11 protein-coding genes and 1 pseudogene are annotated in these 14258 nt (G+C 62.4%); 7 read left to right on the forward strand and 5 right to left on the reverse strand.

Annotated features, from left to right (window positions below; translation table 11 throughout):
• Window positions 1-272: 272 nt before the first annotated feature.
• Entirely contained in the window at window positions 273-2066 is a 1794-nt protein-coding gene (locus ACE10W_RS38275) for a potassium/proton antiporter (RefSeq protein WP_028175936.1), read from the reverse strand.
• 208 nt (window positions 2067-2274) lie between these two features.
• Here ACE10W_RS38275 and ACE10W_RS38280 point away from each other — a divergent pair, with 208 nt between their 5' ends.
• Entirely contained in the window at window positions 2275-3591 is a 1317-nt protein-coding gene (locus ACE10W_RS38280) for a mechanosensitive ion channel family protein (protein WP_028175937.1), read from the forward strand.
• Window positions 3592-3707: 116 nt separating this feature from the next.
• Window positions 3708-4526, forward strand: a complete 819-nt coding sequence (gene map / locus ACE10W_RS38285; protein WP_011090891.1) for a type I methionyl aminopeptidase — start codon at window positions 3708-3710, stop codon at window positions 4524-4526.
• 14 nt (window positions 4527-4540) lie between these two features.
• On the opposite strand, the gene ACE10W_RS38290 is transcribed toward map, so the two are convergent.
• Window positions 4541-5137, reverse strand: a complete 597-nt coding sequence (locus ACE10W_RS38290) for a bifunctional transcriptional activator/DNA repair enzyme AdaA (RefSeq protein WP_304549191.1) — start codon at window positions 5135-5137, stop codon at window positions 4541-4543.
• 59 nt (window positions 5138-5196) lie between these two features.
• On the opposite strand from ACE10W_RS38290, the gene ACE10W_RS38295 reads away from it, so the two are divergent.
• The 5 genes from ACE10W_RS38295 to ACE10W_RS38315 all read left to right on the forward strand — a co-directional run bounded on the left by ACE10W_RS38295 (window position 5197) and on the right by ACE10W_RS38315 (window position 10643).
• Window positions 5197-6228 carry a DMT family transporter gene (locus tag ACE10W_RS38295; protein WP_370204934.1) on the forward strand — a complete coding sequence of 344 codons (1032 nt, stop codon included), beginning with the start codon at window positions 5197-5199 and terminating at the stop codon, window positions 6226-6228.
• Window positions 6229-6268: 40 nt separating this feature from the next.
• Window positions 6269-6880: a RadC family protein gene (locus tag ACE10W_RS38300; protein WP_304549194.1), complete on the forward strand. Its 612-nt coding sequence runs from the start codon at window positions 6269-6271 to the stop codon at window positions 6878-6880.
• A gap of 157 nt (window positions 6881-7037) precedes the next feature.
• Window positions 7038-8279 (forward strand): site-specific integrase, encoded by a 1242-nt coding sequence (locus ACE10W_RS38305; RefSeq protein WP_011090895.1) that lies wholly within the window; start codon window positions 7038-7040, stop codon window positions 8277-8279.
• A complete protein-coding gene (locus ACE10W_RS38310; RefSeq protein WP_304549196.1) occupies window positions 8276-9619 on the forward strand; it encodes a YhcG family protein in 1344 nt (447 codons plus the stop codon). Before ACE10W_RS38305 ends, ACE10W_RS38310 begins: the two co-directional genes overlap by 4 nt.
• A gap of 58 nt (window positions 9620-9677) precedes the next feature.
• Window positions 9678-10643 (forward strand): hypothetical protein, encoded by a 966-nt coding sequence (locus ACE10W_RS38315; protein ID WP_304549198.1) that lies wholly within the window; start codon window positions 9678-9680, stop codon window positions 10641-10643.
• Here the strand turns inward: ACE10W_RS38315 and istB are convergent.
• The 3 genes and pseudogenes from istB to ACE10W_RS38330 form a co-directional block, all read right to left on the reverse strand.
• A complete protein-coding gene (gene istB, locus ACE10W_RS38320) occupies window positions 10604-11374 on the reverse strand; it encodes an IS21-like element helper ATPase IstB (RefSeq protein WP_304549200.1) in 771 nt (256 codons plus the stop codon). The two genes, ACE10W_RS38315 and istB, sit on opposite strands and share 40 nt — an antisense overlap.
• Window positions 11271-12873 (reverse strand): annotated as a pseudogene (gene istA, locus ACE10W_RS38325) (IS21 family transposase). The gene istB and the pseudogene istA overlap by 104 nt, the downstream one beginning before the upstream one ends.
• A 299-nt stretch (window positions 12874-13172) precedes the next feature.
• Window positions 13173-13712, reverse strand: coding sequence for a GNAT family N-acetyltransferase (locus ACE10W_RS38330; RefSeq protein ID WP_014498653.1), 540 nt, complete (start codon window positions 13710-13712; stop codon window positions 13173-13175).
• Window positions 13713-14258 lie beyond the last annotated feature (546 nt).

Consider the following 14258-nt stretch of genomic DNA (forward strand, 5'->3'; position numbering starts at 1 on the left):
TTGGACAAAAAGCCGGCAGCGAGCGCGAAGGAGAGACTCCTCGATGCGGGCACTGTTGGTGGAACCACACCCTCCGCCGTCGTCCCGGCGAAGGCCGGGACCATACCGCGTGATCTATCGAGAGCGTTCGGTGCGAGTACCGGCAAAGAAGAGATAGCTACCAGTCTTCGCCAAACTTCTCCCTGGGGTGATGGGTCCTGGCTTCCGCCAGGACGACGTTGGGGAGGCATATCGCTTCAACAACTCACACCGCCATGACGACGCCGGGACCGCTAAACCCCCGCCACCGAGGTCCATAGCTCCGCCAGCTTGCGCCGCAGCGCCTGCCAGCGTGTCAATGGCGCGGGCGTTTCCTCGTCTTCCGGCAGGCGCAGGCCCACGACGTTGACGCGGCCGCCGGAGATGCTGCGTGCGACCAGCACGATCTCGTCCAGCGCAAGCTCGGCGCCCTCTTTCGGCGCGCGGTCGAGATGGACGTCGAAATAGTCGGCCAAGGTCAGCTTGCCTTCGTCCTCGCTCACCTTCACGCCATAGATCTCGGCGAGCTCGGCGAGCGTGTGCTCGCCGGAGACCATGAAGTCGCCGAGCAGATGCGGGTCCGGCGCGGTGCTCGGCTGCATGTCGACGAAGAAGCGGTCGAGCGACTCGGCCTTTTCCGGCGGCGCCAGCAGATAGATGTAGTCGCCGGGCGCGATCGGATCGGCCTCCGTCGGCGTCAGAATGTTCTCGTTGCGGATCACCAGCGTCGGCTTCGACCAGGACGGTATCAGGCCGCGGCGGAAGTACAGGCTCTTGGATCGCACCGGATAGCCGACGAGCTGCTGCTCGAGCTGGCCGGGCAGATCCAGTTCGACACGCCGCGGGCCGCGCTCGGCGCGCGGCAGCGCGACGTGCAGCTTGCGCGCGGCCGGCGCCAGGGTCCACCCTTGCAAGAGCAGCGAGATGATGACGACGACGAAGGCGACGTCGAAATAGAGATAGGCCTTGGACAGGCCGACCAGCATCGGGATCGACGCCAGGAAGATCGCGACGGCACCGCGCAGGCCAGTCCAGGCGATGAAGATCCTTTCGCGCCAGTTGAAGCGGAACGGCGCCAGGCAGACGAACACCGCGAGCGGCCGTGCGACCAGCATCAGCACGAGCGCGACGGCGACAGCCGGCAAAACGCTGGCGCCGAGCCGGCTCGGCGAGACCAGGAGACCGAGCAGCACGAACATCACGATCTGCGCCAGCCAGGTCGCGGCATCGAGGAAGGTCACCACCGAATTATGCGCGCGCGTAGGCCGGTTACCGATGATGATGCCGGCGAGATAGACCGCGAGGAAGCCCGAGGCATGCATGATCTGCGAGCCGCCGAAGATCACGAGCGCGCCTGTGGTCACGAACGGCGCATGCAGGCCCTGCGGCAGCGCCACCTGGTTGAGCGCGATGACGACGAGACGTCCGCCGAAGAAGCCGACGACGGCGCCCAGCACCGCCTCCTGCAGGAACTCCATCAGCACGTGCCCCGCCGAGCTCGATCCCAGCGAGATGTATTCGACCAGCATCAGGGTGAGGAAGATCGCGAAGGGGTCGTTGGTGCCGGACTCGGCCTCCAGCGTCGCACCAACGCGCGGACGCAGGCGCAGGCCCTGGGTATGGACCAGCAGGAACACGGCGGCCGCATCGGTCGAGGCTACCACGGCGCCGACCAGCAGCGACTCCGTCCAGTTGAGGTCGAGCGCGTATTTGGCGAACGGCGCCGTGATCAGCGCGGTCAGCAGCACGCCGACAGTCGCGAGCACCACGGATGGCGCAAGCACGGTGCGGATGCTGGCAAAGCGCGTCTTCAGGCCGCCGTCGAACAGGATCAGGGCCAGCGCCACCGAGCCGACCAGATAGGTGGTGCGGACGTCGTCGAACTGGATCTGCCCGGGACCGGAATCGCCCGCGAGCATGCCGATCACAAGGAAGACGAGCAGCAGGGGCGCGCCGAAGCGCAGCGCAAGCAGGCTCGACAGGATACCCGCCATCACCAGGACGGCGCCGAGCAATATGGCGAGGCTGACAGAGTCGAGAGAGGCCATCCACCTTCCGGGTAAAAATAGCTGGATTTGCATCCTTATCGTCGCTGCACCGGCGCGCCAACCCATTTTCTCCCGCTCGCGGCAATCTGCCCGTATTTTGCGGCCTTAACGCGCTTCACATAGCGGTGTATCGATGGCCGGGCCGCACCCTTTGTGGGATTCTGCAGCGCCCTCGAATCAATTCCTCCCCCGCTTCCCGACGAGACCGATGGACATGGACCTCAAAGACTTCATGGAGTTCGTGCAGACGACCGCACGCAGCGTCGGGGCGGAGATTTCCTCACCCTGGTTCTACCTGCAATTTGGTCTCATTCTCGCGGCAGCCGGCATCGCCTATGCCGCGGAAGCCGGCGTTCGCAACCGCGTCGACATGACGTCGCTGGCGATGGGCTGGCCGCTGCCGCTCCGGCACTTCTCCCGCGTCATGGTCTCCAGTGCCTCGACGGCGGTGTTCACCCTGCTCGTGATCATCTCCCGCTTCGTGATGTACCATGCGACCTGGCCGAGCCGCAGCTATCTCTTGATGGTCGCCGCCAAGATGGGGCTGGCCTGGCTCGCGATCCGGCTCGTGACCTCGGTGCTACGCAACGCCTTCATCGTCAAGCTGGTGTCGATCACGGCGTGGTTCGTCGCCGCGCTTTCCATCCTCGGCCAGCTCGACGCGACGATCGATCTGCTCGATTCCTTCGCGATCGTGCTCGGCGGCCTGCGGCTGACCCCGCTGCTGGTGATCAAGGCCGGCGCGCTGCTGCTCATCGCGCTGTGGGCCACCAACATCGCCAGCAATTTCGCCGAGAGCCGGATCAACTCGACCACCGATCTGACGCCGTCGGTGCAGGTGCTGCTGGTCAAGATCATCCGCATCGGACTTCTGGCCATCGCAATCGTCATTGCGCTCGGCGCGGTCGGCATCGACCTCTCGGCGCTCGCGGTGTTCTCCGGCGCGGTCGGCGTCGGCATCGGTATCGGCCTGCAGAAGATCGTCGCCAATTTCATCTCGGGGATCATCCTGCTCGCCGACAAGTCGGTGAAGCCCGGCGATCTCGTCACCATCGGCGACAACACCGGGCGCATCAGCGCGATGAAGACGCGTTATATTTCCGTCGCCGCCGGCGACGGCCGCGAGTTCCTGGTGCCGAACGAGGACCTGGTGACGCAGAAGGTCGTCAACTGGACCTATACCGACAAGAACACGCTGGTGAAGATCGCCTTCGGCACCAATTACGACGCCGACCCCAGGCTGGTCTGCAAGCTCGCAATCGAGACGGCCATAGCCCATCCCCGCGCGCAGAAAGCCAAGCCGCCGAACTGCATCCTGACCGAGTTCGCGGAGGCCGGGATGAAGTTCTCGCTGACCCTCTGGCTCGCCGACCCCGACGGCATGGACAATGTCAAAAGCGACGTGATGCTGGCGCTATGGGAGGCCTTCAAGCGCGAGGGCATCCGGGTTCCCTATCCGGTCCGCGAAATCCGCGTCCGCGGCGGCGCCCTGCCGGTGGAAACCACCGTAGAAGTCCCGAATTAGGCCCGCTTTCGGGCGCAAGGCCCACGCTCGGCTTGCATGAAGGCCCGCGATCATTAGATTAGGGCCTGAAATCAAGCCCTTTCCACCGCATCGAGCCCCGCAAAGACCATACAAGCATGAGCTACGTCGAAGCCACCGATACCTCCCTGCGTAAGACCGGACAGATCAAGCTGCATGGACCGAGCGCCTTTGCCGGCATGCGCAAGGCGGGCGCGCTGGTAGCCAAGTGCCTCGACGAGCTCACCGACATTGTCGGGCCGGGCGTGCCGACCGAGCGCATCGACCAGTTCGTCCGCGACTTCGCCTTCAGCCATGGCGCCTATCCGGCGACGCTGATGTATCGCGGCTACCGCTACTCGACCTGCACCTCGCTCAACCACGTGGTCTGCCACGGCATGCCCGGCGACCGTCCGCTGAAAGAGGGTGACATCGTCAACATCGACGTCACCTTCATCGTCGACGGCTGGTACGGCGATTCCAGCCGGATGTATGCGATCGGCCCGATTGCGCGCAAGGCCGAGCGGCTGATCGAGGTGACCTATGAAGCCATGATGCGCGGCATCGCGGCGGTGAAGCCCGGCGCCACCACCGGCGACATCGGCCACGCCATCCAGAGCTTCGTCGAGCCGCAGGGCATGAGCGTGGTGCGCGATTTCTGCGGCCATGGCCTCGGCCGCATGTTCCACGACGAGCCGAACATCATCCATATCGGCCGCCCCGGCGAAGGCGTCCAGCTCAAGCCCGGCATGTTCTTCACCATCGAGCCGATGATCAACCTCGGCAAGCCGCATGTGAAGATCCTCTCCGACGGCTGGACCGCGGTGACCCGCGACCGTTCGCTGTCGGCGCAGTTCGAGCACTCGGTGGGCGTGACCGCGACCGGCGTCGAGATCTTCACGCTGTCGGAGCGGCACGGCGAGAAGCAGATCGGGTGATCCCGGCGCGCGTCCTATCGCCGGCGGCGGAATGACGACGGCGGCCGCCTGTAGGTCGCGGCAAAAGCATCGTTGAAGCGGCGGACGCTGCCGAAGCCCGCCGCAAACGCAATCTCCGCCAACGTCATCTCAGTCTGGTCGATCAGACGCTTGGCTTCCTGCACCCGGCGGGTCGCCGCGATCTCGCTCGGGCTCGCGCCGGCGTGGCGCATGAACAGGCGCAAGAGATGGCGCGGCCCGACCCCAAGCGCTTCTGCAAGCTCCACCATCGACGCGCGATCCAGAAAACCGTCGTTGATCAGGCGCATGCCGCGCGCAACGGTGGTGGCGGTCCCCATCCAGGCCGGCGACCCCGGCGCCGTTTCTGGCCGGCAACGCAGGCATGGGCGGAAGCCGGCGCGCTCCGCAGCCGCAGCGGTCGGATAGAAGGTCACGTTCTCGGAGCGCGCGGGGCGAACCGGACAGACCGGCCGGCAATAGATCCGCGTCGAGCGGACGCCGGAGAAGAACAGGCCGTCGAACGCGCGCGCACGCGCCAGCCGCGCCCGGTCGCAGGTGTCCCAGTCGAGATGCGGTGGCAGCGTCTGCCGATGTGCCGAACCTGTCGCCATCGCGGAAGAATAATGGCCGCGCGGCTCGCCGAGTAGCTGAAATCGGACTCGGTCGGGCGATGAGGTCCGAATTCAGCCAGCCCACGCCGTCGCTCCGGATCATGGTGCCGACACATCCCGGGGCACATCGCATGGACACACAGGCGCAACAGACGACGTCAGAACAAACCACGCTCGCGTTCGAAATCGGGCTCCTGCTGCTGCTGGCGCTGATCTGGGGCAGCTCGTTCACGCTGATCAAGGTCGCGATCCCCTCGATTCCGCCCGTCACGATGGTCGCGGCGCGGGTGACCATCGCGGCCATTCTCCTGCTCCTGATCGCTCGCGCGCAGGGACACGCCCTTCCCCGCCGGGGATCGGTGTGGGCTGCGTTCCTCGTGCAGGGCCTGCTGCAAAGCGCGCTGCCGTTCACCCTGATCAGCTGGGGCGAGGCGCATATCGCCAGCGGCCTCGCCGGCGTGCTCAATGCGACTCCGCCGATGTTCGTGCTCGCAATCGCGATGATGAGCGGGCGCGGACGGCAGACCGTCAGCGGCCGTAAGATCATCGGCGTCGCTCTTGGCCTTGCGGGCGTTGCCGTGACCATGGGCGCCGACGCGCTCTCGGGGATCGGCACGACCGCTCCGCTGGCGCAAGCGGCCGTGCTGTGCGCGAGCCTCTGCTACGCGGTCGCGCCGATATGGGGACAGCGCTTCTCGGGCCTTCCCGCGATCGTCACGGCCGCCGGGGCCATGAGCTGCGCCGCCGTGCTGACGCTGCCGGCGGCCGCCGTTCTCGAACGGCCATGGACGCTGGCGCCGCCGCCCGTGCAGGCGATCGCAGCGGTGATCGCGCTCGCGGTGATCTGCACGGCGTTCGCCATGGTGATCTATTTCCGGCTGATCCACACGCTTGGCCCGCTCGGCACGACCAGCGGCAGCTATCTGCGCGCGGGCTTCGCCGTGGCGCTCGGCACCGCGTGGCTTGGCGAGCGTTTTAGCTGGTCCAGTCTTGCCGGAATGGCGCTCATTCTCGCAGGCGTGGTGGCGGTCACGGTGCCCGCTCCTGCACGGACCGGCAAGACAGCGACCGGCGCACCGTCCCGCAATTGACGGTTGCAAAAGCGCAGGTCCCCGGCGATGCTGGCGGCCGATGCCCGCCAAAGCCGACCACGACAAGACCAAGCCGGAGGACGCGCCGCACTATCACGGCCATCGCGAGCGGTTGCGCGAGCGCTTTTACAGCGCCGGGGCGGATGCGCTCAGCGACTACGAGCTGTTGGAGATGGCGCTGTTTCCGGCGCTGCCGCGGCGCGACACCAAGCCGCTCGCGAAGACGCTGATCAAGATTTTCGGCTCGTTCGCCGAGGTCGTGCACGCGCCGGTGGCGCGCTTGCGCGAGATCGACGGCATCGGCGAATCCGCGATCCACCAGCTCAAGCTGATCGCAGCCGCCGCGCATCGCGTCGCCAAGGGCGAGGTCAACAGCCGCAACGCGCTGTCGTCCTGGAACGAGGTGATCGACTATTGCCGCACCAGCATGGCCTTTGCCGACAAGGAGCAATTCCGTCTGCTCTTCCTCGACAAGCGCAACCAGCTCATCGCCGACGAGGTGCAGCAGACCGGCACCGTCGACCACACCCCGGTCTATCCGCGCGAGGTGATCAAGCGCGCGCTGGAGCTGTCGGCAACCGCCTTGATCCTGGTGCACAACCACCCCACTACCCACCCTATGATCACGTTGGATCACGTTCAATACCGATGAATCATCAACGATATATCCGATTTTTTCTTCATTGCACACAGGGGGCGGCTATGGCAAATTGGGAGCGGTAAGAGGGGTTGAAAGCGGCTTTCCGATCCCAGCAAACGATCCCCGTTTCTCCTCGACCGATCCCAGTTGCGGCACAGGAGGAAACGCCATGCCAAGCCTGACCGACACCGCGATCCGACATGCGTTGAAGCGGGTGGAGCTAAGTCAGAAACAGGAAAATCTCGCCGACGGTGAAGGGCGCGGCACCGGCCGCCTCGTGCTTGTCCTCAAGCCCATGCCGAAGCGCGTCACCGCCGACTGGATGGCGCAGCAATGGCGCGATGGGAAGCGGACCAAGAAGAAGCTCGGGGCTTATCCCTCCATATCGCTCGCCCAGGCACGCGAAATATTCAAACGCGACTTCGCCGACGTCATCCAGAAGGGTCGCAGCATCAAGATCGCTACCGACACGCGCCCCGGCACCGTCGCTGATCTGTTCGAAGGCTATGTCGCCGCGCTCAAGGATGCGAGCAAGCCGTCCTGGAAGGAAACGGAAAAAGGCCTTAACAAGATCGCCGACACGCTCGGACGCAACCGCCTCGCTCGCGAGATCGAGGCCGAGGAAATCATCGAGCTGATCCGCCCGATCTACGAGCGCGGTGCCAAATCAATGGCCGACCATGTGCGCTCCTATCTCCATGCCGCCTTTAGCTGGGGCATGAAGTCTGACAACGACTATCGGCAGCAGTCTTCCAGACGCTTTCGACTCCCTTTCAATCCGGCAACCGGCATTCCTACCGAGCCTAAGATCCAGGGCACGCGCTGGCTTGACGAAGACGAGTTTGTGCAACTCTATCGCTGGCTGGAGAGCCCCGACACGCCGGTCCACCCCTCCTATCCCCGCGCGGTGCAACTCATCATGCTGACAGGGCAGCGCGTCGAGGAGATCGCGCGGTTTCATGTCAATCAATGGGACGCCAGTGAGCGAATCATCGACTGGTCGAAGACCAAGAACCTCCAGCCGCACGCTGTCCCAGTGCCATTGCTTGCCGCCGAGCTGATCGAAAAGATCAAGCCGAACGAGTATGGCTGGTTCTTCCCCTCCGCCAAGGACCCCTCGAAGCCTGTCAGCCACGGCACTCTTTATAGCTTTGTTTGGCGGCAGCGAGATCGCGGCGTGATTCCATATGCGACAAACCGCGATCTCCGGCGCACGTTCAAGACGCTCGCCGGCAAGGCAGGCGTGTCGAAGGAAATCCGCGATCGCCTCCAGAACCACGCGCTACAGGATGTCAGCTCCAAGCACTACGACCGCTGGCACTATATGATCGAGAAACGCGCTGGCATGGCGAAATGGGACAAATTCGTGCGCGCCATGCTGGCGAAGAAGCGACTGAAAGAGGCCGCATGAGCTCGCGGCCGCGAAAGCCCCCTCGCCGCAGCGATGCGCTCGGTTCCGCTGGCGAAGTGGACGCGCAAAGCTACACGGCGTTCGTCGGGGATCTGAAGCAGAAGATCGCGGCGGCACGCCACCGAGCCAGCTTGTCGATCAACCGCGAGCTAGTGACGCTCTACTGGACGATCGGGCGCGACATCCTGGAACGGCAGGAGCGCGAAGGTTGGGGTGCCCGGGTGGTCGACCGTCTGGCTGGCGATCTTCGCCTGGCTTTCCCGGAAATGACCGGTTTATCGCCCCGGAATCTGAAATACATGCGCTCGTTCGCCGAGGCCTGGCCCAACGGCGAATTTGTGCAACAGGTTGTTGCACTATTGCCATGGGGGCATAACGTCCGTTTGCTCGACGCCGTCAAAACGCAGGAAGAGCGCACCTGGTACGCGCGGCAGGCAATTGAACACGGCTGGAGTCGTAACGTTCTTGTCCATCAGATCGAAAGCAAGCTTTTTGCCCGGCAAGGAAGCGCCCTCACCAATTTCTCGCGAACCCTGCCCGCAGAGCAGTCCGAGCTTGCCCAACAAATCCTCAAAGACCCCTACACGTTCGACTTCCTCTCGCTTGGCCCAGACATGCTGGAGCGCGACCTCGAGCGTGGTTTGGTCGAGCATCTGCGTTCACTCATCCTCGAGCTCGGCAAGGGCTTCGCATTCGTCGGCAGCCAATATCACCTCGAAGTCGGCGGGCAGGATTACTACTTGGACCTTCTTTTCTATCATCTGCGTCTTCGCTGCTTCGTGGTGATCGAGCTGAAGATCGAAGACTTCAAACCCGAATTTGCGGGAAAGATGAACTTTTACCTCTCGGCCGTGGACGAGCAATTGCGCCATCCCGACGACAAACCGACCATCGGCATCATCTTGTGCAAAGGGCGCAACGAGGTGATCGTGGAATACGCGTTGCGAGACTCCAGCAAACCGATGGGGGTCGCCCAGTATCAGCTCTCGGCTGCGTTGCCGCCACAACTCGAGGATGCCCTCCCGACGGCCGCGGAGTTCGCGCGAGAATTTCCACTGATGTCCGTGGTCAAGCTACGCATCGAAATCGAGCGCGCGGTACGCGATCTCGCGGACAAGCGAGGCGTCGCTTTCGACCGGCCGACCGGCATCATGAAAATGCTCCGTGATCTGCATCGAAATGGATCGGTGCCAAGTAGCACAGAGCAGATGCTCGACGCCCTCCACACCATGAACGAAGCTACGCATGGCATGGATGTGGCCCCGGAGACCGCTGAACGCGCCGTCGAAATCGGCACGATCTTCCTTGGGGAACTCCAGAAACTGAATACAGACGAGTAAGGTGCTTTTCGCGGCAAATCCGACACCGACAAAACCCCAGAAAGCACAGGACAATCTCGTGGAAGACAGCTGGCCGACGTGGCTCAAAATTATGGAGAACGGCGCCGTCGGAGAAGCGCGTACGCGTTCTTTTCTCATCGACCGGTTCTGGGTTCTCGAGCGGAGCGTAGATACCGACGGGGCCGATTTTCTCATACAGCGACGCACCACCACGCAGCGATTTACCGATAGAGTCCCGCCGCGCGTCGGAGTGATACAGGCAAAATATTTTCAGGATCGCCGCACAACGCACTACATTCCCAAAAGCTACGTGGTTGACGACAAAGGAATGCCGCTCGAAGGCTTCTTCGCGCTTCTTCACGTCGGCCGGGAGGACGACGGCGAGATGTACCTGCTGTCGGCCCGGCAAATCGTCAACACGCTATCCATCAGCAGCACCCATTCACCGGAAAGCTACGTCGTCGGCACGACTGCGCTCCAAGGCACTTTTAGAATTAATGCCCGTAAGCTCGCACTCGATCAGATCGAGCATAGCTTGAAGAGCCAGACCTACTACCAGTCGGCCGCCTTCCTGGACAAGCTCAACATTCCCTATCGGCGCTTCAGCGAAGACGACATCGACTTTCCTTGGACACTTCCGCTTCCGAACCCCGTCGGTGAAATCCCGAAGATGTTTGTTGAGCAAAAAGAGGAGCTCAGAAAGATCGTTTTCGACATGGAGGAGGTGTTGGGAGCCATCGACGCGGTCCTTACAGAAAAAGACCCGCGTCGAGCGCTCGAGCTGATGGACGCGCTGCGTTACCATGTCGATGGTTACGGCAAGATCACCTTCGGCGGCCGGGGAGACTTCAACTGGGGCGATTTTCCAGACGCCCTCGACACCCACGACCGCTGGCGCCAAGGCCTCCAGACAGACGGACTGCTAGAGCCTTACATCGCAATGGGCGATAAACTGCAAGTGGCTCTTGTATCCCATACAGCCGCTCATCCGCTAGCGGAGGCGAGACGAGCGCGGGTGGCGTGATCGTCGTCTCGGCTTTTGAACCGCCAGCTATCGTTGCCGGTCTCGACGATGTCGCAGTGATGGGTCAATCGGTCGAGCAACGCTGTGGTCATTTTGGCGTCGCCGAACACGCTGGGCCATTCGCCGAATGCGAGATTGGTGGTCACGATGACGGAGGCGCGCTCATAGAGCCGGCTGACGAGGTGGAAGAGAAGCTGGCCACCGGACTGGGCGAAGGGCAAATAGCCGAGTTCGTCCAGCACGATGAAGTCCATCCGGGTCAGATGCTCGGCGAGCCGTCCTTGCCGTCCATTGCGGGTCTCGGTCTCGAGGCGGTTGACGAGGTCGACCACGTTGAAGAAGCGGCCGCGGGCACCAGATCGGATGCAGCTTCTTGCGATGGCAATGGCCAGGTGGGTTTTGCCTGTGCCGGTGCCGCCGACCAGCACGACGTTGCGCTGTTGGGCGACGAAGCCGCCGCCAGCAAGATCATTGACGAGCGTCTGATTGATCGGCGTGCCGTCGAACTGGAAGTCGGCAATGTCCTTGGCAAGCGGCAGCTTGGCAATGGTGAGCTGGTATTTGATAGATCTGGCTTGCTTCTCGTTGATCTCGGCGGAGAGTAGATCGCCAACGATGCGCTGGGGTTCATGCTGACGTTTGACGGCAGTTGCCATGATCTCGTCGAAGGCAGCCTTCATGCCATAGAGCTTGAGCTCGCCCATGAGGTCGAAGATTTGAGTTCGTTCCATCAGTTGGTCCTCCGAAGGTTGTCGTAGCGGGCACAATCGGCGATTGGTGCATGACGGAGCGTCAGGGCGGCTGGCGTCATGATGTTGGCCGGCGGGGCTGGCTCACGTTGACGGGCCAGGATGTTGAGCACCACATCGGCGGAATGAACGCTGTGACTGAGCGCTTCGGCACAGGCCGCTTCCACCGCAGGCAGACCGTCAGTCAGCACCGCGTTGAGGATGTCGACCATCTGCCGATTGCCATCGTCGATGCTGGCAAGCTTGCGCCGGATCCGCTCGATCGCGGCCGGCAGCACCCAGTCCTTGAAGGGAGCGCCGTTGCGTAAGGCGCCGGGGTTGCGGGCGAGCACCGGCACATAATGCCAAGGGTCGTAGACGGTATCGCCGCGGCCAAAGGATCGCTGATGCTCGGCAACGATACGTCCATCCTGGCGGATCACGATGCGATCGGCATAGGCTTGAACCTCGACCGGTCGTCCGACTGCACTGGCTGCGACCGAGTACTTGTTGTTGTCGAAGCGCACCAGGCAGGTCTTCGAGACCGACGCCGTCACCGCATGGAAGCCGTCAAATCGCCCTGCATAGGGAACGAGCCTAGGGCGTTCGACTTCGAACACGTCCCAGATCGTCTGATCGACCAGTTCCGGATGGCGATGAGCCTTGGCGTAGGTGATGCATTTGTCGAGCAGCCAGGCGTTTAACTCGTCGAGGTTTTTGAACCGCAGACGCGGCGTGAAGAAGCGTTCCCTGACCAGCCCGACCTGGTTCTCAACCTGCCCCTTCTCCCAGCCAGACGCCGGCGTGCAGGCGACTGGATCGACCAGATAGTGGCTGCACATCTGCAAAAACCGGCGATTGTAAAGACGCCCTTTACCGACGAAGATCGTCTCCACGGCGGTCTTCATGTTGTCGTAGATGCCGCGGGTGCAGGTGCCCTTGAACAGCGCGAACGCTCGGTCGTGGGCGTCGAACACCATCTCCTGCGTCTCTCGCGGATACGCCCGGGCAAATAGCATACGGCTGTGGCAGAGCCGGACGTGAGCAACCTTCACGACCACGGTGGTTCCGCTCAACAGCACCACCTCATGGCTCCAGTCGAACTGGTAGGCTTCGCCTGGCGCAAAACTCAGCGGGACATAGGCCGCCGCGGTCGATTGCCCGCGTTCCTTGCTCCACCGCCTGGCGTAACGTCGCACCGCATCGTAGCCGCCGTCATAGCCGCGACCGCGCAGCTCTTCGAAGATCCGGATCAATGTCAGCTGCTCACGAGCCGATTTAGCCGCGTTCGCCGCAAGCAGCCCGTCAAGTTCGACTGCCCATCGTCCGAGCTTTGGCCGCGGCTGCACTTGCCGCTCATACTCGAAGGAGGTCTCTCCCGACCTCAGCACCTTCCGAACCGTGTTCCGTGACACCTTCAGGTCACGGGCGATCTCCTTGATCGTCTTGCCCTTGATGAAGTGCTCGCGCCGAATCCGCGCAATCGTCTCCACGACCAGCATCCTCCACCACCTGCTTTGTTACGAAGCAGGCAGCGCAACAGACCAACCTGTAGGGGGGCAATTTTGGACGCCGATCCCCCGGCTTAGGGGGTCAATATTGCAAGCCGAATGACACCATCGAAGGCAGCTGTGACTTTCTTGGCGTGAACGGCTGGAAACGAGGATGGCAGAATCGTATCATCGGTCATGGCGGGCGTGGTTTAAGGTGATGGGGTGGCTTCGCAACCGAATCCTACGCCGCATCAGCGCTTTACACCACGCTCGCCAGCCCTCAGGCGCACTCTTACGAATAAGACGGGCTAGCGCTCCATCTCGCCCATAAGAATTTCATCTGAGACGTATCGTGGATTGGAAATGACAGTCCGCATTTCCGCATTCTTGCCCTCGTCCGCAAACCGGAATCCCTTCTTGTAGAAAAATGCTGAAGCTCCTTCATCTTGAGAGAGAAGGGATAGCTTGGAAAGGCCCGCGGACTGCCTAGTATGATCGGCGACTTCAATCATAGCCGTCCCGACCCCTTTGTACCTCGACCGGCCGAGATTTTCTATGCTGAGAATTCGCAAACTGTTGCGCCCCGGCGCCACGGTCATCGCTCCCACCTTATTGCGTTCATTGGCATCAGTAAACAAAGAAACACTTTGGGCGTTGCCAATATTGCTACTTACTCTGTGTAGGCGGACTGACACACCTGTCCTCTTGTCAAAAGCGGAAGACGCTGGTCCAGCAGCTAAAGCGGCCGTAAAAGCAGCACCATCTGCGCCAGAAGTGCCGGCCAGCGCATCGCGCTGCTGGTCCACACTTTGCCCGTCGGAGGGCCAGTTGTTGTAATTGGTTCTCATCACAACGAGCTACTATTTGGACGAGCTGACAGAAAGCTGACAAAGCCGACGCATGAGCCGGTCCTTTACGAATAAGACGGGCTAGACTGCCGCTGGGGGTCACTCCGATGGGTGAAGCCAAGCGCAGACTTGAGGAAATGAAGGTGGCACCTTGTCGTTGTCGATCGGGGCGACAATCGGCTTCCTGCTGTTTTGATGGTGTTCGATGGCACAAGCCGGCTTCAGGGCTTGACCTTCGATCCGGCTCGCCCAGTACGACACTTGAACGCTGTTACATGCAGGAGCTGGGAAATTGCGAAGCGCCAATCTCCGGCGAGCATCTGATCAGCGAGGCTGTGATCGAAATACTTCGCGGGGACGGTAATTTCACGGCCTCTGGACTGCCTTGGCTCGAAGCAGGCGAAACAAAGGCGCTGGCTCCAAAGAATCTCACCGCGAACTGCCTTTGTAGACGACACAACAGCGCGCTGTCGCCGTTGGATGCCGCTGCCAAGATATTCTTTGCCGGCCTCAGGGACTGCTTGGAATCGAGCGAAGCCGTCTTGC

The sequence above is a fragment of the Bradyrhizobium sp. B025 genome, from assembly GCF_042257955.1.
Lineage (GTDB): Bacteria > Pseudomonadota > Alphaproteobacteria > Rhizobiales > Xanthobacteraceae > Bradyrhizobium > Bradyrhizobium diazoefficiens.